Source organism: Microbacterium sp. CH12i (assembly GCF_000685355.1).
Classification (GTDB): domain Bacteria; phylum Actinomycetota; class Actinomycetes; order Actinomycetales; family Microbacteriaceae; genus Microbacterium.
This window is the reverse complement of record NZ_JHET01000008.1, coordinates 45,509-69,884: the sequence shown is the minus strand read 5'-3', so window position 1 is coordinate 69,884 and position 24,376 is coordinate 45,509. Positions and strand designations below refer to the sequence as shown.

Here is a 24,376-nt window from a genome sequence, read left to right as displayed (position 1 = left end):
GCTTGCCGGATAGGGGTCGGGGAAGACACGATCACTCATTGGTGGTCTCCTTCGATGAGTCGTGCTGCGCGATCTCCTGTCGGATGGCATCGCCATGCTCGTCGAGGAAGGGTGCGCGTACCAGCGGATCGGGCTTTGAATGGCTGAACTTGAGAGGTTGCCCCGCGATGATGGCGGGACGGCTCGCATTGGGATTCTCGACTTCGACGAGCATGTCCCGCGCCCATGCATGCGGGCTCTCGAAGATGTCGCGGACATCGTTGACCTGCCCGTAGGGGACCTTCCCTCCGAGCATCTCGGTCATCTCGGCCCGCGTGTAGCCGACCGTCCATTCGTCGAGGACGGCGCGGATATCGTCTCGGTGCTGCGAGCGCTCGAACTCGGTGACGAACCGCGGATCATCGATGAGCTCGGCCTTGCCCATGATGCGGCAGAGCGCTTCCCAGCGCAACTGCGTGGTCGCCGCAATCGCGATCCAACCATCCTTCACCTTGAGGATGTCGAATGGCGTGAGGATCGGATGAGTATTGCCGATGGGCTTCGGCACGATGTCCGTGTACGAGTACTGGTACACGATCCGCTCGGTGAGGGAGAGGATGGCGTCGTACATCGCGATGTCGACCTGCTGACCAATACCTGTCGTGCGCGCCTCGAGTAACGCGGCGAGAATTCCCGTCATCAGCAGCGCACCGGGGAAGATGTCTCCCACACCGGGACCGATCTTCACCGGGTCGCCCGATTCGGTTCCTGTCACGCTCAGCGGACCCGCCATCGCCTGGATGGTGATGTCCATTGCCGGCCACTCGGCATACGGACTCTCGCCCGCCCATCGTGACCCGAAGCCCGTCAGGGTTCCATAGACGAGGCGCGGGTTGATCGCGTGGAGGGTCTCAAATCCGATTCCGAGTCGATCGACGACGCCGGGGCCGAAGTTTTCCACTAGGACGTCAGCCGTCCGAATGAGCGCGAGGAATTCCGCGTGACCCTCGTCGGACTTGAGGTCGATCACGATGCTCCGCTTGCCGCGGTTGATGCTCTGGAAGTATCCACCGAGCGTAGGTCCGGTCTCGTCCTCACCCTCGTCGCGCTTGGGCAGCGGACCAACGCGTCGCGTGACCTCGCCGCCCGGCGCCTCGACCTTGATGACATCCGCCCCGAGGTCGGAGAGCATCATCGTGCCGTAGGGGCCTGCGAGCGCCGCCGTCAGATCGACGACGCGCAGACCTGCCAGGGGGCCGCTCATGATCGCACGGTGGACGGGGTGAGGGCGAGCATTAGATCTGTCCGTTCACTGAAGCTCGGGTGAGCACGGTTTCGAAGATGCGCGCAGTCGCGGCATCCACCATGATCCCGTCGATCGCGACTGCTCCTTCGCCCTCGGCCTCAGCCGCGCGCATGGAGGTGACAATGTACTGCGCGCGGTCGATCTCCGCTTGGGTGGGGGAGTAGACCTCGTTCGCGACGGCGACCTGATTGGGGTGGATGGCCCACTTGCCGACCGCGCCGAGCTCTGCCGCCCAGACCGCCTGCTCGCGGTAGCCCTCAGTTTCGCGGAACTCGCCGAAGGGGCCGTCGATCGCATCGATGCCGTGGCTGCGCGCCGCGACGATGAGGCGGGCACGTGCGGAGTGCCAGATGTCGCCGGGGTAGTTCGCGCTGGTGCCGATGTGGGCGGAGCGCATACCGTGCTCGCGGCGAGATCGCCGACGCGAGGATGATCGCCTCGAGGCGCGGTGTGCTGCCGGCGATGGCGTCAACGTCGGAGAGCGCCTCGACCTCTTCGATCAGCACCTCCAGCCCGATGCGACCGACGGGGAGACCTGCCTTCTCCTCGAGCTTGCTGAGCAGGGTGTCCACGAACCAGACATCCTTGGCGGATTTGACCTTCGGAACGATGAAGATGTCGAGATTCGCACCGGCACCGAGCACCACGTCGGTGATGTCGTCGAGGAACCACGGGGTGGTCACGCCGTTGATGCGCACGGCACGCGTCTTGTCTCCCCAGTCGAGCGTGTTGAGCGCTTCGGCCGCCTGGGACCGCGCCACACCCTTGGCGTTCGGGGCGACTGCATCTTCGAGATCGAGGAAGACGAGGTCTGCATCGCTGGCGGCAGCTTGGCCATCATCTTGAGGTTCGTGGCGGGTGTCGACAGCTCCGAGCGGCGGCGGCGCAGGGGGCGCCCATTCGCGTGGTGGGCTCGGGAAAGAGAGGTGTTGTCATGACTGGCTCCAATGGGATTGACGTTTGAGGAGGACGGTGCGCCGGCACTCGAAGACCTGTCGGCCGTCTGAGGTGGCGCCCCAATGCTGGAAGACGACGATTCCTGCGTCGTCGCGGTCTGCAGGCCGCTTCTCGAGAACCTCTGTGTAGGCGTAGATCGAGTCGCCGTGATAGACGCTGGAGGTGAAGCGGATGGCGTCGAGGCCGAGCTCGCGGATCGCCTGCTCGGCGGTGTCTTGACTTGCGAGGCCGATCGTCAAGCATCCGGTGATGAGTCCGAAGACGATCCGGGAGCTGCCCCATTCGGAGCCCTGCATAGATGCTTCGTTCCAGTGCTCCTGGGCGGAGTTCATCACCAGCTTGGTCAGCATCTGATTTTCGACTTCGTCCACCGTGGCGCCCCGAGCATGTCGCCAGCGTTCGCCGACCTCGAAGGATTCGAACCAGCCATCATCGTCGACGAGGGTGAGTGCGCGTTCGGTCTTCATCACAGCTCCTCCAGGGTCGCGAGCAGGTTTTTGCGCACGTAGGTCACGACGACCTCGTCGCGCTGGTTGTATCCGGTCGTGCGCCAGGTGACGATTCCGCGCCCCGGTCGGCTGGCCGAGAGCCGGGTGTCGAGCACGGTCGAGTGCGCGCGGATCGTGTCGCCCGCATAGACCGGCGTCGGGAACTCGCATTCCTCGATTCCCAGGAAGGGGCCAGCGGACTCGCTGAGATCCTCGACCGACACTCCCACCACAGTGCAGAGCACCAGGAACGGATTGATCGGACGCGAAGGGTGTCCCTCGTGCTGGGCGAATTCCTCATTGAGGTACAGAGGGAGAAAATACGCCAGCGTTGTCGAGAACAGAGTGCTGTCGCCGATATCGAGGGTACGTCCCCAGTGGTGGTCGTACTCCTGTCCGGTTTCGAACTTCTCCAGGTACGAACCGCGGCGGCGTACCGGGAAGCTCGCGAAGTCGGGGGCGTCATCTTTACTCATCGGCTGCTCCTTACTCGACGATCCGCATGACGACGGTGGCGACGCAGACGGGCTTAGGGCTGGTCGGGATCGTCATCGTCAGCTTTACTCGGACCTCTGCCCCGCCCGGTTTGTCGGCGACTTCAGCGAGAACCGCCGTCGCGGAGACTTCCGAGCCCGAGGGAACAGGAGTGGGGAATCTGACCGAGTCGAGGCCGTAGTTGAGAGTCGCTTTGACACCCTCAACCACGAGAAGGCTCTCCAGGAACGGTGCGACGAACGACAGGGTCAGATAACCGTGCGCGATGGTGGTGCCGAAGGGGCCGGCGGCCGCACGCTCGGCGTCGATGTGAATCCACTGGTGATCCTCGGTGACGTCGGCGAATCCATTGATCCGGTCCTGCGTCACAAGGATGGGACCAGCCGCTCCGAGCTCCGAACCGACAGCAGCTCGCAGCTCATCCAGCGAAGTGAATGTGGTCATGGTTTCTCCTTACAGCAGACGGAGCAGCGTTGCATTGGCCTGCCCGCCGCCTTCGCACATGACCTGAAGACCGTACTCGAGGTTGTTGTCGCGCATGTGATTGAGCATGGTGGTCATGATGCGGGCGCCGCTTCCGCCGAGCGGGTGACCGAGGGCGATGGATCCGCCGAGCGGGTTGAGTTTCGCTTCATCCGCCTTAGTGTCGTGGAGCCACGCGAGGACGACAGAGGCGAATGCCTCATTGACCTCGTAGGTGCCGATGTCATTGATGGAGATACCCTTGCGAGCGAGAAGCTTCTCGGTGGCGGGGATGGGTCCGGTGAGCATCGGCATCGGGGGAGCACCGACGACCGCGACCGTGTCGATCGCGGCGATCGGCGTGAGGCCGAGTTCCTTCGCCTTGTCGGAGGTCATGATGAGCAGGGCCGCGGAGCCGTCGCTGATCTGCGAGGCGTTTCCGGCGGTGACCTTGCCGTTCTCCTTGAAGGAGGTCGCAAGGGTCGCCATCTTCTCGAGGGTGCCGCCACGTCGGATGCCCTGATCGCTGTCGATGAGGCCGGCTGAGGTCTCGATGGGAGCGATCTGGCTCGTGAACGCGCCCCGATCCGCAGCTGCGGCCGCCTTCTCATGCGAGGCCAGGGAGAACTGGTCGAGATCGGTGCGGCTGAGCTTCCAATCGTCGGCGATCATCTCGGCGCCGATGCCCTGGTTCGGGAAGGCACTCCCGTAGCGCTCTTGGTACCTCCTGCCGAGAGGGCTGTCGCCCGCGGCGGTGTTGGACCCCATCGGGATCCGCGACATGCTCTCAACACCGCCGGCAACGACGATGTCGTAGTGTCCGGCCAGGACACTCGCAGCGGCGAAGTTCACGGCCTGCTGCGATGAACCGCACTGGCGGTCGATTGTTACGCCGGGGATGTGCTCGGGCCACCCCGCCGAGAGCACCGCAGTGCGGGCGATGTCGAAGCTCTGCTCGCCGATCTGGCTCACACAGCCCCACATGACATCCTCGACGAGCGCCGCGTCGATATTGGCGCGCTGGACCAGCGCATTGAGTACATGGGCCGACAGATCGGCGGGATGTACTTCGGCGAGCCATCCGCCGCGCTTGCCGAGCGGTGTGCGCACTGCTTCGACGATCACTGCTTCACGAGACATGGGATGTCCTTTCGTTGTGTCGCGATTGCGACGTCAGAACCAGGCTGGATCGAGATCCACGGTAAGGCGGTCGAGGCTGGCGAGGAGATCGAGTTGTGCGTCGATCTTAGGGAGTTCGTATCGGCGGAAGTACGCGGCCGCCACGTGCTTTCCTTCGTAGAAGGATCCTTCCTTGCCGAGAGCTGCGAGGCTCTGTTCGAGCCAGATCCAGGCGAGGACGAGGTGGCCGACTGCCTCCAGGTAGATCGAGGCATTGGCGAGTGCGACGTCGGGTGACGTGCCGTCCCAGATAGTGCGGGTGACCTCAAGAACGCGGTCGAGGCGAACACCGATCTCGGCCGCGAAGGCGGCGAGCGACTCGTCTCCGACGCTCTTCGCTCGTTCGAGCGATGCTCGCACCGTCTCGGTGAGAGCATCCAGGGCGGCACCGTTCTCCATGACGACCTTGCGGCCGAGAAGGTCGAGCCCCTGGATGCCGTGGGTGCCCTCGTGGATCATGTTGAGCCGGTTGTCGCGGTACAGCTGCTCGACGTTGTAGTCGCGCGTGTAGCCCGCGCCGCCATGGACCTGGATGGCCAGGTCGTTCGCTGCGAGGCACCACTGCGACGGCCAGCTCTTCGCGATAGGCGTGAGCACATCGAGCAATAGCCGGAAGCGCTCACGCTCCGCATCATCTACTGCGGTGTCCTGGCGGTCGACGAGGTCGGAGCAGTACAGGCCGAGCGCCAGGGCACCCTCCGCGTAGCTCTTCTGTGCGATGAGCATCCGCCGCACATCCGCGTGATCGATGATCGCAGCCTGCGGGGAGGAGGGATCTTTCGCTGATGCTGTTCGACCCTGGAGACGACCGCGTGCGTATTCGAGGGACTGGAGGTAGCCGGTGTAGCCGAGGGCTGTCGCGATGAGTCCGACGCCGATGCGCGCCTCATTCATCATGTGGAACATGTAGAAGAGGCCCTTGTGCTGCTCACCGACGAGATATCCGATTGCGCCGGGGGCGCCACCGGGGGTGTGTGGTCCATCGCCGAAGTTCAGCGCCGTGTTCGTCGAGCCGCGGAAGCCCATCTTGTGGTTGAGGCCGGCGAGGGTCACGTCGTTGCGCTCGTCGATCTCGCCCGCATCGTTCACGGTGTGCTTGGGCACGTGAACAGGGAGATTCCCTTGACGCCCGCAGGGCCGCCGGGAATCTTGGCGAGCACGAGGTGCACGATGTTCTCGCTGAGTTCGTGCTCTCCACCGGAGATCCACATCTTCCGTCCGAAGACGCGATAGGTACCGTCGGGCTGGGGCTCGGCACGTGTCTGAATATCGGCGAGGGAGGAGCCTGCCTCGGGCTCAGACAGGCACATCGTGCCGAAATAGCGGCCCTCGAGCATGGGCAGTACCCATTTGTCGATCTGTTCCGCACTCCCGTGCGCGACGATCGCGGCTGCATTCGCCTGAGTGAGGAATGGATACCCCGACGTCGAGGTGTTTGCCGATGTGAAGATCGCCATGGATGCGCGGGCGACGGATGTCGGAAGCTGGATGCCGCCGAGCTTCTCGTCGAATGCTCCGGCGAAGAATCCGGACTGCGCGTAGGCTTCCAGCGCCTCCCCGACTTCGGGGATCATCTCGACGCTGCCGTCTGGCAGCATGTGCGGCTCATGGGAGTCGACCGTCTTGTAGTGCGGTGCGAACTTCTCGCGAGCGATTTCCTCGCTGAGGTCGAGGACGGCATCGAAGGACTCGCGAGAGTGATCGGCGAAGCGCTCGCGCTCGGTGAGAGATGCGACATCCAGCCACTCGTAGAGGATGAAGTCGAGATCGCGGCGGGAGATTGTCGGGTTGTCAGGCATTGTGAACCTCAGATCGAGACGCCGCCGTCGACCGGAAGGACGACGCCGGTGATGTATCCGGATTCCTCGGCGGCGAGGAACTCGATCGCGGTAGCGATCTCGGAGGGATCCGCGAAGCGCGGGATCGGCCCGCTGAGCTCGGGGATACGCTCCTCCGGAATCGACGCGGTCATGCGTGTGGCCGCCTGCGGAGAGATCGCGTTGACAGTGATCCCGAATCCGGCGAGCTCCTTGGCCGCGGTCTTCGTGAAGCCGACGATGCCAGCCTTGGCCGTGGCGTAGTTCGCCTGCCCGAAATTGCCATGAAGCCCGGTGAACGAGGTGACGTTGATGATTCGCCCGTAACCCTGCTCACGCATCTGGGGGATAGCCGCCCGTGTGAAGCGGAACGTGCCACCGGCGTGAACGGCGAGCACAGACTCCCAGTCGTCATCAGTCAGCTTCCACAGCACGCGGTCGCGAAGGATGCCGGCGTTGTTGACGAGTACGTCGATCCGCCCGGTGCGCTCGATCGCCGTCTGGATGACGCGCTCGGCATCCTCGGTCTGGGAAACGTCCGCCTGAACGGGGATGCCGCCAATCTCCGCGGCGGCGGCTTCGAGGACTTCGGCGTCGAAGTCGGCCATGACGACCTGTGCGCCAGCCTGAGTGAATGCGCGGGCTACCTCCAGCCCGATTCCGCGTGCAGCGCCGGTGACGACGGTGGTTCGTCCAGTGAAATTGAAGGCGATGTTGCCCATGGTGTTCCTCTCCGGTGCACTGCAGTGTGCATGATTGACCATACAATATTTGGTATCTGGCTAGCAACTTTATGCGCAACGCGCCTTCCTTTGCGGCGACATTTGTCGCGATCTTGACAGCAAGGTAGCGATTACTTAGTTTTTAGTTGACAACAAAAATGTTTACGCCTCAAGCTGAACGGTATCCGCACCGTGGCGGATGAATCCGGAGGCGCGGTACACCCGAGGTACTCGCCTGCCGATCCAAGGAAGGATCAATATCGTATGGCTGATCAATCGAAAGCGACTACGACCACCGAGCCGAGCCAAGCTGGGCGAGTCTGGGCCTCCAGCTTTATCGGCGGAGCGATCGAGTTCTATGACTTCAGTATTTATTCGACTGCTGCGTCTCTCGTATTCGCTAGCCTTTTCTTTAGCGAACTGCCGCCGGCGATCGGCTTGGTTGCTTCTTTCGGCACTCTCGCTGCCGGCTACGCCGCACGACCGATTGGTGGCATTATTTTCGGCCACTTCGGTGACAAGGTCGGGCGCAAGAAAACTCTGATCATCACGATCGTGGTCATGGGACTCGCGACGTTCCTCGTCGGGCTCCTGCCGACGACCGCAATGGTTGGCCCCGCAGCGGCCGTAATGTTGATCACTCTGCGTCTCATCCAGGGTCTTGCCGTGGGTGGCGAGTGGGGTGGCGGCGTAGTGCTGACCAGCGAGCACGCGCCCAAGGGGCGTCGCGCTCTCATGGGAACAGCAACGACGATGGGCTCTGCAGCAGGATTGCTGCTGGGATTCGGTGCGTTTGCCATTGTGATTCCCGCGACCGGCGACAACTTCATGACTTGGGGCTGGAGAATCCCGTTCCTGGTCACGGTCGTTCTCTTCATTCTCGCCATCTACATGCGTTTGCGTGTAAAGGAGAGCGAGACGATGGTGAAGCGTCGGGCCGAGATCATTGAAGCGGAAGCCGCGGGCCAGAAGTTCGAGAACCCTTTCGGGGCAGTCTTGCGCTCGAACTGGCGCTGGGTGATTATCGGTGCGCTGATCTTCACCGGACCATTCTTGATCCAGAACCTCATGCTCACCTTCTGGGTCGCATACTCGGTCGGCACGAGTGGGATATCTCAGGGCACAATCGTAAACGTGGGCATGATCGCGCTCGCCGTTTGTCTCGTGTTGCTTCCGGTGGCGGCAATGCTCGGTGACAAGTACGGCCAACGCAAGGTCATCCTGTGGGGTATCGGGCTTCAAGTAATCAACTCGATTCTCGTTGTGCCGATGCTTTCTTCAGGTTCGTTCGGGATGCTCATTACGAGCTACGTGCTCGTCTTCGCGATCCACGCGTTCATTCTCGGCCCGTTGACGGCCGTCTATGTGGAGCTGTTCCCCACGAAGAACCGCTACACCGGCGTTTCCGTCACCTACCAGCTGGCATCGCTCTTGGGTGGGGGCCTGGGACCGCTCGCGGCACAGTCGCTATTCGCATCTGGTGTGAACGTATGGCCGATCGCGCTCGGAGTAACCGTACTCTGCGCTGTTGCTTTCCTCGCAACTCTGACGGTGCGCAAATCGGAAGAGATCGACCTGCACGACATCGCAGACGACGGCGGGAGAATTGTCGAACCTGTACGTGGACCTGCCGCTGTTTCCAACGGCTAGTCGAACATTCAGCGATTGTTGACGAGAAGACCGCGTGTGCCGCTTGAAGCACACGCGGTCTTCTCGTCAACAAACAAGGATCAGGAGCATCAATGAGTAACAAGGCGAACCAAGAAGGTTCTCTCACAGGGCGAACCGCTGTGGTCACAGGTGCAAGCCGCGGTATTGGGCTCGCGATCGCCAAGCGGCTCGTAGACCAGGGCGCACGTGTGTGCATCACGGCGCGTGGGGCCGAGGCGTTAGACGAAGCAGCGAGTGCTTTTCCGGCTGGTACGGTACTGGGCATTGCGGGTAAGGCGGACGATCCAGCCCACCGTGCCGAGGTGTTCGAGCGTGTGCGTGCCGCGTTCGGAGTGCCGAGTATCCTGATCAACAATGCGGGCATCAATCCCGCCTATGGCACGCTCATGGATCTGGACCTGGGGCTTGCTCGCAAGATCGCCGAGGTGAATCTGCTGGGCGCATTGGCGTGGACGCAGGTGGCCGTACAGGCCGGGCTCGGTGCAGACGGTGATGGCGTCATCGTGAACATCGGCTCGATCTCAGGATCGGCTCCCTCACCCGGCATCGGCTGGTATGGCGTCACGAAAGCGGGCGTTGCGCATCTGACTGCGACTCTCGCACTCGAACTGGCCCCCCGCGTGCGGGTGAATGGCATCGTGCCTGCCGTGGTCAAGACTGAGTTCGGCAAGCCGCTGTACGAAGGGCGTGAGGCCGAGGTTGCTGCCGAATATCCCCTTGGTCGACTCGGTGTGCCAGAGGACGTCGCGAATGCTGTGGCGTTCCTGGTCTCGGAGGAGTCCTCCTGGATCACCGGCCAGATGCTCACGCTCGATGGCGGGCTTGTGCTCGCGGGCGGGCGAGCCTGACAAAGACCGCGACGAATGTCCCGGACGAACACGACGGCGGTCCCTACTCGCCGGTCATGGTGATTGATTCACTGGAACTACCGCGGGTCATACAGGCGATGGATGCCTGCACCGCACCAGTTGTGTCAACAAAGGAATTCAATGATGAATGAAGATCTCATGCTCGATGAGAAGCTCTTCGGTACGGTCGATTTCGACCCGGAGGCGCTGAGGGCGCGATACCAGGAAGAGCGCGATCTGCGGGTTCGGCCCGAGGGGAAAGCCCAGTACATTCCGACGAAAACTGGACGATTCAGCTCGTACAGTGAGGACCCCTGGACCGAGGAGAAGGAGCGCGAGCCGCTTCGCGACCACACTCAGGTGATTGTCGTCGGGGGTGGGTTCGGTGGACTGCTCCAGGGTGCTCGCCTGTTCGACCAGGGGATCAAGGACATCCGCACGATCGAGATCGGCGGCGACTTCGGCGGCACTTGGTACTGGAACCGTTACCCCGGCGCCATGTGCGACATCGAGGCGCACATCTACCTTCCGCTCCTCGAGGAGCTCAACTATGCGCCCAAACACCGGTACTCGTACGGGCCTGAGATGCTCGAGATCAGCCAGCGGATCGGTCGAGACTACGGTCTATATGAGAAGGCGTTGTTCCAGACCTCTGTGAAGGACGCGACCTGGGATGAGGAGAACGCCCGTTGGGTTGTGCGTACTGACCGCGGGGACGAGATCACCGCCGACATTCTCATCGTTGCCTGTGGCCGCCAGAGCCTGCCGAAGCTTCCCGGCATCCCCGGCATCGAAGACTTCGAAGGTCACATCTTCCACTCCAGCCGGTGGGACTACGACTACACCGGCGGGGATGCTTCCGGTGGTCTGCTGGGCCTCATCGACAAGAAGGTGGGCGTGATCGGCACGGGGGCCACAGGTCTCCAGGTTGTCCCCGCGGTCGCTGAAGACGCCCAGGAGTTGTTTGTGTTCCAGCGCACGCCTTCCACGGTCGGTGTGCGCGGCCAGCAGGAGACACCGCCGGATTGGGTGGATATGTCCCAGCCCGGTTGGCAGCGCGAACGCCGCGCAAACTTCCAGGCGCACGTTCAGTTCGGCTCGCGCGCAGATGTGGTGGTCCCGGAGCTCGACCTCGTTGCTGACGGATGGACGTCGACGTTCGAGGTGCTTGCCGAGCCCATCGACAAGATCGAGGCGCGGCTGGGCCGCACGCCTGACGCTGAGGAGCTCAACGAGCTCAGCATCATCAACGACTACCGGGTGACCAACAGCCTGCGCTCGCGAATCGACGAGGTTGTCGCCGACCCCGCCGTGGCGGATGCACTCAAGCCGTACTACCGCTGGTGGTGCAAGCGCCCAGGTTGGCACGACGACTATCTTGAGTCGTTCAACCGGGACAACGTCCACCTCGTCGACACTCAAGGCCAGGGCGTCGAGGCGTTCACCAAGACGGGCGTCATCGTCGGAGGCAAGGAGTTTCCGCTCGATTGCGTCATCATGGCCACGGGCTTCGAAGCGACCATTGAATACACGCGGCTCGCCGGCTTTGAATTCCACGGACGCGGAACCAACCTGACCGATCACTGGCGCAAGGCCGGCGCACGCACGTTCCACGGGATGTCGACGGACAAGTTCCCGAACCTGTTCTTCATCGGAGGCAACCTGCAGACCACCTCCTCTGTCAACGCCGTGCATCTGCTTGATGAGCAGGCGCAGTACGTCGCGCACATCGTTTCCAACTTCGTCGAGCGTGGTGCGCGGACGATCGAGGCGACAACGGAAGCAGTCGACGCGTGGGTGCAGGAGATCCGTACCGCACCGTCGAACAAGTCACAGTTCGAGTTCTACCTTGAGTGCACGCCCGGGTACTACAACAACGACGGCAAGGCGGCCAGCATGGACGACCTGTTCACCGGCGGACGCTACGGCGGCGGGGCGCTTGCATATTACGAGCTGCTCGAGAACTGGTCGGACGGATCCCTCGAAGGCTTCACTACCGAGAACTGAATCTTCCGACCCCGCAGCCTCCGGGCGGCGGGGTCGGAGTTCCATCGACGCAAAATTGACCCAGACGCTAAAGGTGGCTCGCGATGGCAGATCGACTCGATAGAACAGTGGCGCTCGTAACCGGAGCGTCGAGCGGCATTGGCCATGCGGCGGCCGAGACTCTCGCGGCCGAGGGAGCGACAGTAGTGCTGGTTGCACGCCGGGCCGATCGCCTCGAAGAGATCGCTGAGGGCATCCGGCGGTCGGGTGGCGAAGCCACGGCTGTTCCGGCAGACATCACCGATCCCGGTGAAGTGGTCTCGTTGATCGAGCGGGTCATAACCGAGTTCGGTCGCCTGGACACGGTGGTGAACGCGGCCGGGGTCATGCTTAATGGTGACTCGGTTGCCTCGCCCATCGCAGACTGGGATCGAATGATCGATGTGAACCTCAGGGGGTTGGTGCACGTGGTCAAGGCAGCACTTCCCTATCTCCTCGAAGCGCCGACAACGAGTCCGCGGTCAGTCGCGGATGTCGTCAACATCAGCTCGATCGCTGGCCGTTGGCCCGCCCCCCAAGTGGCCGTATATAACGCGAGCAAGTTCGCTGTCACGGCTGCTACCGAATCGTGGCGCCGCGAATATACCGCCCGCTCGCTCAGATTCTCGGTCGTCGAACCGGGCGCGGTCGATACTGAGCTGTTCGGTCACCAGCAGGAGGCCACCCAGGAGCACTACGCGAACATATTCACCGACGTGGAGAAACTCCTCGCGGCCGATATTGCCAACGCTATTTCTTACATTGTTACGAGTCCACGCAGGGTCGCTGTCAATGAGATCGTCATCCGACCGACGGACCAAATCTGATTGGTTACGACCGCGAGCTGAATCTTCCGGCCCGTAGCGCCAGAGATGCGGGCAGGAAATCACCATGCCGAGACATTCGTCTCGACGCACTACCGTCAGCGGGCCATTACGCCGGGCACCCATATGCGGTTGCCTGAGAACATGCCTCCGGTAACACTCGGGGCAAGAGAACGTCTAAACAGATCGAAGAGGATCAAAGTGACTGAAACAACTGCCGAGCGAGGAACCACTCGCCCCACCCGTACCGCTCTCGTAACCGGAGCTGCCAGCGGAATCGGCAAAGCCATTGCGGAGCAGTTCGCGGCGGAGGGAGTGCAGGTCGTCGCACTCGACCGCTCTGAGTCGGTGCACCAGATTGGTGCGACACACTCGCTCGTCGTCGATCTCAGCGACCGTGCGGAAATCGACGCGGCGCTCGCTGAACTCGTGGCCAAGGGCGTGGAGGTGGACATTCTCGTCAACTGCGCCGGCATTCAGCCGCAGGCCCGGGACGGCGGCAAGAACTATGTCGAGGACGTCACTGACGAAGTGTGGGATCTCACTTTCGAGGTCAACCTCACAGCGCCCTTCCGGCTGTCGCGCGCTCTCGTGCCCGGTATGAAAGAGCGAGGCTGGGGGCGCATCATCAATATTGCCTCGCGCGCTGGCCAGACCTACGTGGCATCGACCACCGTGGATTACAGTGCCACCAAGGCCGGGCTCATCGGCTTCACCCGCATGCTGGCGGGGGAAGTCAGTCGATACGGCGTCACTGTGAACGCCGTGGCGCCCGGACGCGTCTCGACGCCTTTGGCGGATGCGCAGGCCGAGGATGCCATTGAAGCCATGGTCGCGACGATTCCCGCCGGTCGGGTGGGCGCGTCCTCGGAAGTCGCCGCTGCCGTGACATTCCTCGCTTCCGACCCTGCCGCTTACATCACCGGAGCGACCATCGCCGTCAATGGCGGCGCCCACATGCCCTGATATCCACTCCACCCACGCCAGTGCACCAACGCTGCAGATCAACGGAGATCATCACGATGACGAATGACACTATCCACGACGTCGGAGCCGACCGGATCCGCGAGATTCGAGCGATCGACCACAACACGCGTGACGCGCCGGACGCCGACTTCGTCGAGCAGATGCGACTCCGCTTCCCGAGTGAAGCGGAGTATGACCGGATGCTCACACGCAAGGCGGAGCACCGGGCTGATCCCCGGCAGGCGCCGAGCACGCTCGAAGAGCTGCGTATCGCACTTGACGCCTTCCTGGACGCGAACGTGGAGGGGTCGCACCGCGTTGACAACATGCGCTGGCTCTCGGGCGGCGCATCCAAGATCCAGGTTGCATTCTCGCTGGAATGGAACGACCCGCTGGAGGGTCAGACGACTTCCCAGCTCGTGCTGCGCATGGAACCGCAGGAGTCGCTAAACGCCACGAGTCGCACACGAGAGTATGAGGTGATCAATGCTCTCCGTGACCACCTGCCTGTGCCCCGCGCCTACTGGGTCGATGACGACGCGGAGTTCTTCCCGCAGCCGACGCTGATCTACGCGCTCGCGTACGGCGTGAGCAAGCCTCGCGCTGTCGAGGCACGTCCTTCGGGGGTGGGCAGTGTCTTTGCCCCTGAGCTGCGCGCAGAACTCGGTCCGCAGTTCGTTGCGCATCTGGCCACACTGCACGCGATCCGCGCGGAGGATCTTGATCTGCCATCGTTCGATCTTCCGCGTGTCGGAACGACTGACACTGCGATCTGGCAGCTCAACCGCACCCGCCGAGTGTGGGAGGAAGACCGCGCCGAGGAGCTCCCGCTGTGGGAGGTCGCGGCGAACTGGCTCGAGCGCAATGCCCCCGAACTGGATCGCGTCAGCGTCTTGCACGGTGACTATCGCACCGGCAACTACCTCTTCGACGAGGACACCCGACAGATCACCACCTGGCTGGATTGGGAACGAGGGCACCTCGGTGACCGTCACCGCGACCTCGCATGGGCGATGCTTCCGAGCTTTGGCACGCTCGCGGAAGATGGCGAGACGCTTCTCGTCGCAGGGCTCGTCCCATACGACGAGTTCATCAGCGAGTACGAGCGCCTCTCGGGTCTCACCGTCGATCCGGTGCGCCTGCGCTACTACCGAATCCTCAACACCTTCCAGCTCATCGCATCGACGCTCGGCACCGGTTCGCGCGTCATCCGCCTCGGCAAGTCGCACCAGGACGTGCTGCTGGCCTGGATCGAGGGCATCGTGTACTCCCTCGGTGAAGAGCTCCGCACATCGATCCTCGAGGAGAATTGAGATGGCCGACCACATCCGCAACACGCTTACCGCCGCTGTGCGCTCCATGCGCGACGTGATCATCCCGGCCGTGGACGGAAGCGACCCGCTCGCGCTCGAGCAGGCCAAGATCGTCGCCCAGGTGCTGGATTTCGTCGAGCAGCGGATCGATCACGTGCACGAACATGCTCGTTTCGAGATGCTCCACTATGGGGCGCTCGTGCGCCAGATCCGCGACGACGTAGCGGTGTTCTCACCTGCGCTCGGCAGGGAGATCGATCAGGAGCTGGAAAGTTTCGTCGAGGTCGTCGTCGACCCGCAGGCGAACACAGAAACGGTCGCGGAAGAAGCGATGGCACTGTCGCAACTCGTCTCTGCGAGTGTGCGTGCCTCCCAGGGTGAAGCATCCGGCATTCGCGTAGAGCTTGCGGTGCTGGACGCGGCCAAAGAACTGCTCGACATGCAGCGCGCGTGGTTCCTTCCGCAGGGGTGGGAGACCGACCCCTCGGTCGTCCCGCCGCTGGATGCAGCGTTCGCCGTCCGCAGCCAGCCGCAGTTCTGACAGACCAAAGAGAGAGGACCACGCAGTGATCACCGCGGAACACCTTGAGTACCAGAACGGTCCAGATGCCGACTACGACTGGGCGGAGACGTACTTCCTCCCGATCCCCGTCCCGGAGAAGAACATTCTCGCCCACGTGTATGTCGTCGTTCGCCCCGTGCTGGGAGTGATGACCAATGACATCTACTTCTACGGCACGATGACCGATTCGCGTACTGAGCTGCTGCACTACAACGTGCGCAACCAGCTGCCCGCCCCCGAGCGCTGGTCGCTGATCGACTCGCCGATGGGGCTGCGCATCGAGGCGACCAAGCCGCCGCGCGAGTACCGGATCGACTACGTCGGGCCGGACGGCAATGAGATCCACGTGGACTGGATCGGGATGCATGAGCCGTTCGACATCCACGACCCGTCGATGAGCCCGAACGCTGGCACCACCGAGGAAGAGCGCGCAGCGAAGTCGAGCTCGGGCGAGGCGTACAAGGGCCATTACGACATGACCGGCCGCATCACCGGCACGATCAAGGTGCACGGCAAAGAGTTCCCCGTCGACAGCATCGAGCGGATGGATCGTTCGTGGGGGAAGCGGCCGGAAGCCGTTCGGCCCATGAACAGCATCAACGCGACGTTTGGTGAAGATCTCGCATTTCACTTCCGCGCGCCGCGCGACGCGCAGGGCCCCGGGAGGCAGCGCATCGACATCACGCACGGCTACGTCATCGACAAAGGCGAGTTCGTCGCGCTCTCGCACGGCTCGTTCGAGGCCACGCGGTTCGGGGTGATGCTGCTCACGCTGGATTGCGAGGTGACGGACGTGCGCGGCCGCACGTACCGATTGCACGCGATGCCCAACGTCGGTGCACCGTGGACCGCGTATCCTGCGAACATCACCTGGAACGGCATGATGAAGTGGGTCTATGGCGAGCGTGTCGGGTATGGAGTGGTCATGGAGAACAGTGTGATCGCCGATCACACCACACGGTTCGGCGTGTGGCCGACCGACATGCCGCGGGTACTGCGCGCATGAGCACGGGCTCGCCGCACAGCACTGTGGATCACAGCAGGCGAGTCGTGGCCCTCGAGGGAATGCACAATGTGCGTGACCTCGGGGGTTTACCCGTGCCCGCAGGTACGACAAGGTTCGGGAAGGTGTTCCGGGGTGATTTCCCGATAGCGCTCACCGGAGCAACGAGCGCCGCCGAGGCGGGTTTGCCGATCCACAGCATCGTCGACCTTCGGCGCGGGAGCGAGGCGGGGCGGGAGCAGATCGACCATGAGAGCCTCGGCATCCGCTTCACAACGTCGAGTCTCGTGACCGATCACGGCACGAGCTGGACCGCCACGTACTACGACTACCTCGTCGACGGGCCGGATGAGATTATCCTCGCGGTCCGCACAGTCATGGACGACGCAGAGAACGGTGTTTACTTCCACTGCGCGGCGGGGAAAGACAGGACCGGCGTCATCGCCGCTCTCCTGCTCGACGTGCTGGGCGTGGAGCATCCGCTCATCGTCGAGGACTTCCTGCTGACGGATGTGGGAATTGCGAACATTCTGGAGCGCCTGCGGGCGGTTCCCGGCTATGAAGGGGTGCTCGCAGGCCGTACGCTCGACCAGCATCGCCCGCAGGTGGCGAAGATCGAGGCACTCCTCGAGTCGCTGAATGAGGACTGGTCCGGCGCCGAAGGGTGGCTCCTCGCACACGGGCTGCCACTCGAAGTGATCGAGCGCTTTCGTGCGTTGATGATCGCTCCGGATCCTCAGTAGCTTCGGATCTTCAATCGCGAAGACGAAAGCGGCCCGGAGCTTTCTCTTGGATTCTAACGGTGGTCGCAACACCCTCGATTTTCAGGAGGTTGCGACCACCGTGTCGTGTTTTTTGGAGAGTTCTGGTGCGCTTAAGGCGCAGTTCATCGCTTTGATGAAGGAGATCGGCAGTGTGAGTGTGGTCGCACGCGGTTGGGTATCAATCGCAATACTGGTTTCGCGTGGGCTCGTCAGGCGGGGCTGTCGTCGAAGCGTGTTGCGCATCCGGGGAAGGCTGAGTTCGCTCGGCTGCGCGCCGGGGGGATGTCACGACGTGAGTCTGCAGCGCGGGTGGGGATCCATGAGCGCACGGCGAGGGATTGGGATCGTGGGGTCCGTAAGTCACGGAACTCGCGGTTCTATCCTGACGGTCGGCGCGTGGATTACTCCACCGGACGCGTCACGATGGAGTCTATGACAAGTCCACCACCGTTGATCGCTGAGGCGATTGGTTCGCGGTTGCTCTCGCTGGCTGAGCGGGAGATGATCGCTGATCTGCACCGAGCTGGCTCATCGTTGCGGGCGATTGGTCGGGAGCTGGGCAGGCCGGCATCGACGATCATGCGCGAGCTGGCCCGGAGGCCAGGCTCGGATGCCCGGTATTTGCCGCATGCCGCGCACCGAGATGCTGCAGCCCAGCGTGTCCGTCCGAAACCTGCGCTGCTCGCTGCGCCTGGGCGGTTGCGGGAGTATGTGTCTGCGGGGTTGGGGAGACAATGGTCTCCGGAACAGATCCGTAACCGGATCCGGGCGGAGTTCCCCGACGATGAGGGTATGAGGGTGAGCACGGAGACGATCTACCAAGCGATCTACGTTCAAGCCCGTGGCGGGTTGAAGCGCGAGATCGTCGACGCGCTGCGCACCGGCCGCACGCGCCGGAAACCACACCGTTCCCCGGAGCATCGCACGAGTCGATTTGTTGATCCGATGGTGATGATCTCTGATCGGCCCGCGGAAGTCGAGGATCGTGCTGTTCCCGGGCATTGGGAATCTCAATGAAGTTGTCAAGCGGCAATTGGGACTTGCCTGGCTGGCTCGACGTAAGCGGTGTGGTCGCGGAGCATGGCCCAGATGACGTTCATGCGGCGCCGGGCGAGAGCGATCAGCGCTTGCTTGTGTGACTTGCCCTCTGCGCGTTTGCGATCGTAGAACGCCCGCGACGAGGGACTGTTCTTGAGGCTCGATAGGGCGGCGAGATAGCAGGTTCGCAGCAGCCGACGGTTGAAACGTCGTGGCCGGTGAAGGTTTCCACTGATGCGTCCGGAATCCCGAGGAACAGGTGCGAGGCTGGCGACGCAGGCAAGTCGGTCTACGTTCTCGAACGCGTCGAGGTTCCCACCGATCTGAGCGAGGAAGGTGGCGGCGAGAACGGGCCCGAAGCCGGGCGTGCTGAGCAGGATCTCGGCGTCCTCATGCTGCGCGTAATGTTTGGTGATCTCGGCGTCGATGCCCGCGAGGTCCTCATCGATCGCAGCGATCTTCGCCGCGAGTTTGGTCACCAATGCCGACCCGACAGATTGGGCGGGCAGGGTCGTGGTCTGCGTGTGAGCTGCATCGACGGCGGCTTTCGAGACGCCAGCGCTATTGCGGCAGCCTCGCGTCTTTAACCACGTGGCAAGCCGGGCGGCACCGATCCGGCGGAGACTATCCGGAGTCGCGTAGTGAGACAGCAGCACGAGCGCGGCCTTGTTCTTCGAGTAGTCGACGCCCGCTCCAATGCAGGGAAGTACTCGAGCATCGTCGCGCGCAGCCGGTTGATGGCGCGCACCCGGTCATGGATCACATCCAACCGGTGAGAGGTCAGCAACCGCAGATCGACGGCTATCTCGGTGGCGATCCGGACGGGCTGAAGATCGGCGCGCATGCGAGCCTGGTCGGCGACGATCCGGGCGTCCTTCGCGTCGGTCTTCCCATCACCCCGATATGTCGCCGCAGCGTGATGCACGATCCTCCCCGGGATATAGAGCAACTGTTGATCATGAGCGGCTAGCAGGGCGATCAGCAACGCGGCGCCACCATCTGTCAGATCCGTCGCCCAGCAAACCTCACCCCCGCCGTCGAGCTCAACGACCGTCGAGATCAGATCGAGTAGCGGAGTCTCGTCGTTGCTGACCTTCGTGGACAGCAGAACGGTTCCGTTACGGTCGATCACGACGCAGTGGTGCGTGCGCTTGCCGGCGTCGATTCCGGCCCACAGTGTTGGCATGAAGGTAGTCCTCTCGATCAGGTGGGTAACTGTTTCCCCTTATCGATGACCACGCCGGCACGTCCTTACCCAACGATCAATGTCGCAATTCTCAATCAGCGGTCGAGCCATCAGCGGGCAGTGGGCGGCCATTCCCAGTGAGCCGTCAACGCGGCAGGGCGATACTGAGCCATACCCACTGCCCGAGGGTGACCGAAACGCAATGTCAACGGTGCTCCGGCCTCAGTAACAGCGTAAGGAAGGGGACCTGATCACCGGGATGAGCAACCAGTCCGCGATCATCACGCTGGTCGAGCGGACCACGCGTTACGTGATGCTCGGGCACCTGCCTGGCGATCACAGTGCGGAAGCCGTCCGTGACGTTCTGGTCGAGCTGATCGGCGCGCTGCCTGAGCATCTGCGTGGTTCGTTGACCTGGGACCAGGGCGCGGAGATGGCCACGCATAAGCAGTTCAAGGTCGCGACGGGTGTCCCGGTCTATTTCTGTGATCCGGCATCGCCTTGGCAGCGCGGATCGAACGAGAACACCAACGGGCTACTGCGTCAGTACTTCCCCAAAGGCACGGACCTCTCCGCCTATGGGCCGACGGATCTGGAACATGTCGCTCAGAAGCTCAACGGCCGCCCACGCAAAACGCTCGGCTGGAAAACTCCAGCCGAGCGTCTGCTAGAACTGGTCTAGTTCACTTGGTGTTGCGACCACCCCTTGAATCCAAGCAGGTTCCGGGCCGCTTTCGTGTTGTCACCGATTACCGGCTCGCGCACTCCTGGAGTCCGGTCTGGCGCTCCTGATCACCGACGTCATCCAGCGCAGTCTGCAACTCGTCATAGAAGGCATCAGGGTCGACGCCCGTGGCAGAGGCCGTGGCCTTCCATTCCTTCAGGAGGCTATCGCCGATCTTGTCGCGGAACTGCTTGACCTTGGTCTCGTCCCAGACGGTTACACTCCCGCCGTTCTCGAGCAGTGTGTCGCACGTGGCCGCCTCGATTTCGAGGGTCGCCTCAGTGCTCCAGTCCGCGACGTTTTCGTATGACGCAGTGATCGCATCGCGCTGAGCATCCGAGAACCCGTCCCATTGGCTCTTATTGATCACGATGTAGGAGGCAATGTATGGGCCGGTGCCAGGATCGGTGATGTTTGTCGCAACCTCATTCAAACCGAAGCTTGCGATGAGTTCGTACGCGAAGGACGTGTAGCCGTCAATGAGGCCTCGCTCGATCGACTCGTACATATCGGTCGCCGGTAGTGCCTGGACATTCGCGTCCCATTCCTGAACTGCGTTCGCGATATAACCGGCGGCACGCAGCTGAAGACCTTCGAGATCCTCGGGCCCTTCGATCGGGTCGGTGGTCGCGATGATGTTCTCGCCCGGCGCTATGACCGCGAGCAGATGAACCCCGTTCGAGCTGAATTCGTTCTGGAACGCCGGGCTCGTGTCGTAGAGCTCCTTGAGCGCGAGGGACACGCTAGCGGAGGACGGTGCGACGAAAGGCACGCCCAGGAGCTGGCTGAGAGGCATCTCGGACGGAGTATAGGCGGCGGTGATGAGTGAGATGTCGGCACGTCCGTCGGCTGCCCCAGCGAGTCCATCGGGGGCGCTGAGTAGAGATGCCGACCAGAAAGGCTCGACCTCGATCGCGCCGTCCGTTGACTCTGCGAGGGCATCGAATGATTGCTGAAGCGCTTGGCTGATGGGCGCCGTAGGGCTGGCGTAGCTGGTGAATTTCAGCGAGAGGGAACCGATGGCTCCGTCCGTCTCCGCGTCGGTCGCGGCACCTGCGCTGCATCCGGCGAGTAGCAACGCGGTCGATGTGATCGCCACTCCTGCCCACCGAAGTCGCTTTGCTGTGTATGTGGATTGCATGGATGACTCCTTCGTCATATTTGGCTGGTGCATCCCTTGTCGTTGGGACGTCTGGAGTCATGCTACTTGTTTGGTAGTCGAAAACCTACTTTCTTGATACTGTGGATTTGGTGGCGGCGCTGAAGCGCTAGCGCCGTGAGTATCTGAAACGCAAAATGCGTCAGATTCCGTACCAGACTCGATGAGGAGCGCACGGTGCTAGAACCAGCCAGCAATGCGGCCGAAGTGGTGACATCTTCGCCACTCGCGCGGGTAGCGAAAGCCTTAGAAGGTGTGATCACCACGGTCGAGCCAGTCACGCGCGCTCTCGCCAGCATTGGGGTGATCATCCTGATGGCCGCCACCGTGATCGATGTCGTCTCGCGCACTGCGACAGGCAAGGGACTGCCGGGTGTGATCGAGATCACTGAGATCATCCTGGTAGCGATGGTGTTCCTCGCGATGACGACTGCAGGACGTGACGGACAGCACATCCGAGTGGTGCTGCTCACCGACCGCGTGCCCGATGCGATGGCGCGAGTCCTGCGTTCGATCGGGCTCGTCCTCTCGCTCGGAGTCGTGGTCTGGCTCATCATCGCGACGATCGATAAGGCGATCACCGCCGTGCGGACAGCCGAGTACCGGTTCGGCCTCATCAGTGTTCCAGTGTGGCCCGCACGCGTGGCCATCCCGATCGGACTCATCTGCTTGGGGGTCGTGCTTCTTTTCCTGCTTGTTGCCCAGATCGCGAAGTCCACCTCCGTCGTTGGTCGAGAACGCGAGCCGTTCGAGGACCTTTTCGACGCACCGATTGCTAAGGACGTCGCATGACCCCCGAACTTGCGGCTGGTCTGGCCGTCGTAGCGCTCTTCATCTTCATCGCGATCGAGATGCCCGTTGCGCTGTCGCTCATCGGCTCGGGTCTCGTGGGTCTTCTGCTGATGGGCTCGTCGATGAGTCTCGAAAGCGTGCTCGGCGCAACGCCATATACCGCCACTGCAAAGTACGCGTTGTTCGTCATCCCGATGTATATTCTGCTCGGCTGTCTGATAGCCAACGCCGGCATAGGCCGTGCGATCTACCGGGCAATCCACAAGGTTATCGGCAGGATCCCCGGCGGGCTGGCCGCTACTGCGGTCGGCGCCACGACGCTCTTCTCTGGAATTTCCGGATCCAGCGCGGCTGACGTCGCTGCGTTCGGCCGGATCTCGGTGCAGGAGATGGGACGTTACGGGTACAAGCGCGAGTATGCTGCTGCAGTCGTCGCCGCAGCCGGAGCATTCGCTGCGCTCATTCCGCCTTCGATCGCGATCGTTCTGTACGGAATCACCGCTGAGGTCAGCATCGCGGCACTCATCTTCGCTGGCATTATTCCGGGCATCTTGTCTTGCGTCATCCTGATGGTGTTCGTCGTACTGCGTGCAATGCGCGGGCAGCGCACGGGTGAGGCGAGCTTCGGTGGCGGCGCAATGGTGACGAAGCCGGCGAAGTCGCCGCAGCGCAGCTTCAACGAGGCATGGGAATCGACCGCCGATGCTCGTGTGCTCGTGCGCACCGAGACGCTCGTGGCTTCCCGTGAGCGCCGAGGTCTTGGTCGACTCGTCCACAGCGACGCGATCGGGGTCATCTACGCGGTCGTGATCTTCGGCGTCGTCGTCGGCGGCCTGTATGGAGGTTTCTTCACCGCCACCGAAGCCGGCGCGCTCGGAGCGCTCGTCGCGATGATCATCATGGTCATCGAGGTGAAGAAGAAGCGCGCCTCGGTGTTCAAGGTACTCGCCGTCTCGATGCGCGAGACAGTCGGAGTTGTGGGCATGATCTTCCTGCTCATAGTCGGCGGTGCGATCTTCGGTTATATGCTGACGCTGTCAGGGCTGCCCCGGACGCTGACCGAATGGGCAGGCGGCTTGTCTGTGCCGCCGGCTCTGATCATCGCGATGCTGCTGCTCATCCTCCTCCCGCTTGGTGCGGTTCTGGATGGACTGACCGCGATGCTCATCACCGTCCCCCTGATGGCTCCGATCGTGCTCGAACTCGGATTCGACCCGATCTGGTTCGGCATCCTGGTGCTGAAGATGATCGAGATCGGCCTTATCACCCCGCCGGTCGGTATGAATGCCTTCGTGATCTCGTCTGCGACGGGCATAAAGGCCGAGAGCGTGTTCAAGTTCCTCACGCCGTTCGTGCTGTTGGATCTCACTCTTACCGCGATCTACTTCCTCGTGCCGGACATCATCCTCTGGCTGCCGCGGGTGGCCGGCCTGTTGTAGGGAGGTTCCAAGAACGCCTGGTTGCCGAAGCGGGAGCGCTCGGGTCTCTCACGGCGCTCACGCAGCCTACGCCTGAGGACCTCGGGAGGGAGATCCAGCGCACGAAGGCTCTCACCGACAAGCCATTCGGTGTGAATCTGACGATACTGCCGACGATCCGTCCTGTTCCGTACGACGAATGCCGCCGAGCGATCATCGAAAGCGGTCGACTGCGGCGTCTCCGTCCGAGTACGTGCGCGAGCTCGCCGGCACGGTGCACGAGGTGCTGCCGACGCTCGCTCACTCGGGCAAGGTCGTCGTCCCGGACTGCGGCTCGTCCTACCTGCTGCCGCGGATCGCGGGGCCCCCGCGCCACAGAGTTCGTCCTCGCCGGACGCGCCCTGGATGCGGTAACCGCACGGGAGTGGGGTGTTGTGAATGCTGTCGAGCAGGCTGATCAAGTCGAGGCAACCGCATTGCGTGTGGCGGAGAGGATCGCGCGGATACCGGCCGCTGCTCGAGCGGCATCCAAATCGCTACTGGCTGCTGCCTGGCTGCCTGGATATCGAGAGCACCTGGCTGAAAATGCGGCTCTCATAAGCACCTGGTTGAGAATTTAGTCGGAACACCTAGTATTTAATTGATCTACCAAGTAATATCGACATGCACCACACTGGG

The 24,376-nt window shown here is 62.6% G+C and carries 23 protein-coding genes and 4 pseudogenes; 14 read left to right on the top strand and 13 right to left on the bottom strand.

Annotated elements, in window-relative coordinates; genetic code table 11:
* Nucleotides 1-31: 31 nt before the first annotated feature.
* The 10 genes and pseudogenes from DC31_RS11140 to DC31_RS11105 form a co-directional block, all read right to left on the bottom strand.
* Complete coding sequence (locus DC31_RS11140) at nucleotides 32-1,243, bottom strand: CaiB/BaiF CoA transferase family protein (protein WP_036280073.1); 1,212 nt, start codon at nucleotides 1,241-1,243, stop codon at nucleotides 32-34.
* Nucleotides 1,244-1,274: 31 nt separating this feature from the next.
* Complete coding sequence (locus DC31_RS19965; RefSeq protein ID WP_200872914.1) at nucleotides 1,275-1,682, bottom strand: aldolase/citrate lyase family protein; 408 nt, start codon at nucleotides 1,680-1,682, stop codon at nucleotides 1,275-1,277.
* 82 nt (nucleotides 1,683-1,764) lie between these two features.
* Nucleotides 1,765-2,058, bottom strand: a pseudogene (locus tag DC31_RS20555) (aldolase/citrate lyase family protein); the annotation flags it as partial.
* Nucleotides 2,059-2,217: 159 nt separating this feature from the next.
* On the bottom strand, nucleotides 2,218-2,709 hold the full coding sequence (locus tag DC31_RS11130; RefSeq protein WP_036280071.1) for a MaoC family dehydratase: 492 nt from the start codon (nucleotides 2,707-2,709) through the stop codon (nucleotides 2,218-2,220).
* Entirely contained in the window at nucleotides 2,709-3,206 is a 498-nt protein-coding gene (locus tag DC31_RS11125) for a MaoC family dehydratase (RefSeq protein WP_036280069.1), read from the bottom strand. The genes DC31_RS11130 and DC31_RS11125 overlap by 1 nt, the downstream gene beginning before the upstream one ends.
* Before the next feature lie 10 nt (nucleotides 3,207-3,216).
* Entirely contained in the window at nucleotides 3,217-3,669 is a 453-nt protein-coding gene (locus tag DC31_RS11120) for a MaoC family dehydratase (RefSeq protein ID WP_036280066.1), read from the bottom strand.
* Nucleotides 3,670-3,678: 9 nt separating this feature from the next.
* Nucleotides 3,679-4,827 carry a thiolase family protein gene (locus DC31_RS11115; RefSeq protein WP_036280063.1) on the bottom strand — a complete coding sequence of 383 codons (1,149 nt, stop codon included), beginning with the start codon at nucleotides 4,825-4,827 and terminating at the stop codon, nucleotides 3,679-3,681.
* Between the two features lie 33 nt (nucleotides 4,828-4,860).
* Nucleotides 4,861-5,970: an acyl-CoA dehydrogenase gene (locus DC31_RS19455; RefSeq protein ID WP_235201447.1), complete on the bottom strand. Its 1,110-nt coding sequence runs from the start codon at nucleotides 5,968-5,970 to the stop codon at nucleotides 4,861-4,863.
* Nucleotides 5,952-6,665 carry an acyl-CoA dehydrogenase family protein gene (locus tag DC31_RS19450; protein WP_235201446.1) on the bottom strand — a complete coding sequence of 238 codons (714 nt, stop codon included), beginning with the start codon at nucleotides 6,663-6,665 and terminating at the stop codon, nucleotides 5,952-5,954. The genes DC31_RS19455 and DC31_RS19450 overlap by 19 nt, the downstream gene beginning before the upstream one ends.
* An 8-nt stretch (nucleotides 6,666-6,673) precedes the next feature.
* Nucleotides 6,674-7,405 (bottom strand): SDR family oxidoreductase, encoded by a 732-nt coding sequence (locus DC31_RS11105; RefSeq protein WP_036280060.1) that lies wholly within the window; start codon nucleotides 7,403-7,405, stop codon nucleotides 6,674-6,676.
* A 264-nt stretch (nucleotides 7,406-7,669) separates the two neighbouring features.
* Here DC31_RS11105 and DC31_RS11100 point away from each other — a divergent pair, with 264 nt between their 5' ends.
* From DC31_RS11100 to DC31_RS11060, 9 genes are all read left to right on the top strand, one after another.
* Nucleotides 7,670-9,055 carry an MFS transporter gene (locus DC31_RS11100; protein WP_051606796.1) on the top strand — a complete coding sequence of 462 codons (1,386 nt, stop codon included), beginning with the start codon at nucleotides 7,670-7,672 and terminating at the stop codon, nucleotides 9,053-9,055.
* 92 nt (nucleotides 9,056-9,147) lie between these two features.
* Nucleotides 9,148-9,924, top strand: a complete 777-nt coding sequence (locus DC31_RS11095) for an SDR family oxidoreductase (RefSeq protein WP_036280058.1) — start codon at nucleotides 9,148-9,150, stop codon at nucleotides 9,922-9,924.
* A 141-nt stretch (nucleotides 9,925-10,065) separates the two neighbouring features.
* Nucleotides 10,066-11,931 carry a flavin-containing monooxygenase gene (locus tag DC31_RS11090; RefSeq protein WP_235201445.1) on the top strand — a complete coding sequence of 622 codons (1,866 nt, stop codon included), beginning with the start codon at nucleotides 10,066-10,068 and terminating at the stop codon, nucleotides 11,929-11,931.
* Nucleotides 11,932-12,014: 83 nt separating this feature from the next.
* Nucleotides 12,015-12,776, top strand: coding sequence for an SDR family oxidoreductase (locus DC31_RS11085; RefSeq protein WP_036280055.1), 762 nt, complete (start codon nucleotides 12,015-12,017; stop codon nucleotides 12,774-12,776).
* A gap of 198 nt (nucleotides 12,777-12,974) precedes the next feature.
* Nucleotides 12,975-13,739: an SDR family NAD(P)-dependent oxidoreductase gene (locus tag DC31_RS11080; protein ID WP_051606794.1), complete on the top strand. Its 765-nt coding sequence runs from the start codon at nucleotides 12,975-12,977 to the stop codon at nucleotides 13,737-13,739.
* A gap of 56 nt (nucleotides 13,740-13,795) precedes the next feature.
* The gene (locus DC31_RS11075; protein WP_200872913.1) at nucleotides 13,796-15,052 is read left to right on the top strand and encodes a phosphotransferase family protein; all 1,257 of its coding nucleotides are present in this window, start codon (nucleotides 13,796-13,798) and stop codon (nucleotides 15,050-15,052) included.
* A 1-nt stretch (nucleotide 15,053) separates the two neighbouring features.
* Nucleotides 15,054-15,593: a hypothetical protein gene (locus DC31_RS11070; protein WP_036280052.1), complete on the top strand. Its 540-nt coding sequence runs from the start codon at nucleotides 15,054-15,056 to the stop codon at nucleotides 15,591-15,593.
* 25 nt (nucleotides 15,594-15,618) lie between these two features.
* The gene (locus DC31_RS11065) at nucleotides 15,619-16,620 is read left to right on the top strand and encodes a DUF7064 domain-containing protein (RefSeq protein ID WP_036280049.1); all 1,002 of its coding nucleotides are present in this window, start codon (nucleotides 15,619-15,621) and stop codon (nucleotides 16,618-16,620) included.
* Complete coding sequence (locus DC31_RS11060) at nucleotides 16,617-17,360, top strand: tyrosine-protein phosphatase (RefSeq protein WP_152545406.1); 744 nt, start codon at nucleotides 16,617-16,619, stop codon at nucleotides 17,358-17,360. The genes DC31_RS11065 and DC31_RS11060 overlap by 4 nt, the downstream gene beginning before the upstream one ends.
* An 81-nt stretch (nucleotides 17,361-17,441) precedes the next feature.
* Here the strand turns inward: DC31_RS11060 and DC31_RS18730 are convergent, their stop codons facing one another.
* Nucleotides 17,442-17,624 carry a hypothetical protein gene (locus tag DC31_RS18730; RefSeq protein ID WP_200872912.1) on the bottom strand — a complete coding sequence of 61 codons (183 nt, stop codon included), beginning with the start codon at nucleotides 17,622-17,624 and terminating at the stop codon, nucleotides 17,442-17,444.
* Nucleotides 17,625-17,663: 39 nt separating this feature from the next.
* Between DC31_RS18730 and DC31_RS17665 the strand changes: the two are divergent.
* Nucleotides 17,664-18,389, top strand: a pseudogene (locus DC31_RS17665) (IS30 family transposase); the annotation flags it as partial.
* Nucleotides 18,390-18,403: 14 nt separating this feature from the next.
* Here DC31_RS17665 and DC31_RS11050 read toward each other — a convergent pair.
* Nucleotides 18,404-19,605, bottom strand: a pseudogene (locus DC31_RS11050) (IS110 family transposase).
* Nucleotides 19,606-19,843: 238 nt separating this feature from the next.
* On the opposite strand from DC31_RS11050, the pseudogene DC31_RS11045 reads away from it, so the two are divergent.
* Nucleotides 19,844-20,287, top strand: a pseudogene (locus DC31_RS11045) (IS30 family transposase); the annotation flags it as partial.
* A 67-nt stretch (nucleotides 20,288-20,354) separates the two neighbouring features.
* Here DC31_RS11045 and dctP read toward each other — a convergent pair.
* Entirely contained in the window at nucleotides 20,355-21,470 is a 1,116-nt protein-coding gene (dctP, locus tag DC31_RS11040; protein WP_036280043.1) for a TRAP transporter substrate-binding protein DctP, read from the bottom strand.
* A gap of 195 nt (nucleotides 21,471-21,665) precedes the next feature.
* On the opposite strand from dctP, the gene DC31_RS11035 reads away from it, so the two are divergent.
* Genes DC31_RS11035 through DC31_RS20295 form a run of 3 tightly spaced genes read left to right on the top strand, consistent with a single transcriptional unit; the run spans nucleotide 21,666 to nucleotide 24,318 of the window.
* Nucleotides 21,666-22,280, top strand: a complete 615-nt coding sequence (locus DC31_RS11035; protein WP_036280041.1) for a TRAP transporter small permease — start codon at nucleotides 21,666-21,668, stop codon at nucleotides 22,278-22,280.
* Nucleotides 22,277-23,719, top strand: coding sequence for a TRAP transporter large permease (locus tag DC31_RS11030; protein WP_036280036.1), 1,443 nt, complete (start codon nucleotides 22,277-22,279; stop codon nucleotides 23,717-23,719). The genes DC31_RS11035 and DC31_RS11030 overlap by 4 nt, the downstream gene beginning before the upstream one ends.
* Entirely contained in the window at nucleotides 23,689-24,318 is a 630-nt protein-coding gene (locus DC31_RS20295; RefSeq protein ID WP_327036859.1) for a nitronate monooxygenase, read from the top strand. Before DC31_RS11030 ends, DC31_RS20295 begins: the two co-directional genes overlap by 31 nt.
* Nucleotides 24,319-24,376 lie beyond the last annotated feature (58 nt).

What these genes read in the sequence shown, in the direction of transcription:
- DC31_RS11140 (WP_036280073.1), bottom strand. Translation starts at nt 1,243, where the DNA reads ATGAGCGGCCCCCTGGCAGGTCTGCGCGTCGTCGATCTGACGGCGGCG.
- DC31_RS19965 (WP_200872914.1), bottom strand. Translation starts at nt 1,682, where the DNA reads ATGCGCTCCGCCCACATCGGCACCAGCGCGAACTACCCCGGCGACATC.
- DC31_RS11130 (WP_036280071.1), bottom strand. Translation starts at nt 2,709, where the DNA reads ATGAAGACCGAACGCGCACTCACCCTCGTCGACGATGATGGCTGGTTC.
- DC31_RS11125 (WP_036280069.1), bottom strand. Translation starts at nt 3,206, where the DNA reads ATGAGTAAAGATGACGCCCCCGACTTCGCGAGCTTCCCGGTACGCCGC.
- DC31_RS11120 (WP_036280066.1), bottom strand. Translation starts at nt 3,669, where the DNA reads ATGACCACATTCACTTCGCTGGATGAGCTGCGAGCTGCTGTCGGTTCG.
- DC31_RS11115 (WP_036280063.1), bottom strand. Translation starts at nt 4,827, where the DNA reads ATGTCTCGTGAAGCAGTGATCGTCGAAGCAGTGCGCACACCGCTCGGC.
- DC31_RS19450 (WP_235201446.1), bottom strand. Translation starts at nt 6,665, where the DNA reads ATGCCTGACAACCCGACAATCTCCCGCCGCGATCTCGACTTCATCCTC.
- DC31_RS11105 (WP_036280060.1), bottom strand. Translation starts at nt 7,405, where the DNA reads ATGGGCAACATCGCCTTCAATTTCACTGGACGAACCACCGTCGTCACC.
- DC31_RS11100 (WP_051606796.1), top strand. Translation starts at nt 7,670, where the DNA reads ATGGCTGATCAATCGAAAGCGACTACGACCACCGAGCCGAGCCAAGCT.
- DC31_RS11095 (WP_036280058.1), top strand. Translation starts at nt 9,148, where the DNA reads ATGAGTAACAAGGCGAACCAAGAAGGTTCTCTCACAGGGCGAACCGCT.
- DC31_RS11090 (WP_235201445.1), top strand. Translation starts at nt 10,066, where the DNA reads ATGATGAATGAAGATCTCATGCTCGATGAGAAGCTCTTCGGTACGGTC.
- DC31_RS11085 (WP_036280055.1), top strand. Translation starts at nt 12,015, where the DNA reads ATGGCAGATCGACTCGATAGAACAGTGGCGCTCGTAACCGGAGCGTCG.
- DC31_RS11075 (WP_200872913.1), top strand. Translation starts at nt 13,796, where the DNA reads ATGACGAATGACACTATCCACGACGTCGGAGCCGACCGGATCCGCGAG.
- DC31_RS11070 (WP_036280052.1), top strand. Translation starts at nt 15,054, where the DNA reads ATGGCCGACCACATCCGCAACACGCTTACCGCCGCTGTGCGCTCCATG.
- DC31_RS11060 (WP_152545406.1), top strand. Translation starts at nt 16,617, where the DNA reads ATGAGCACGGGCTCGCCGCACAGCACTGTGGATCACAGCAGGCGAGTC.
- DC31_RS18730 (WP_200872912.1), bottom strand. Translation starts at nt 17,624, where the DNA reads ATGCGCAACACGCTTCGACGACAGCCCCGCCTGACGAGCCCACGCGAA.
- dctP (WP_036280043.1), bottom strand. Translation starts at nt 21,470, where the DNA reads ATGCAATCCACATACACAGCAAAGCGACTTCGGTGGGCAGGAGTGGCG.
- DC31_RS11030 (WP_036280036.1), top strand. Translation starts at nt 22,277, where the DNA reads ATGACCCCCGAACTTGCGGCTGGTCTGGCCGTCGTAGCGCTCTTCATC.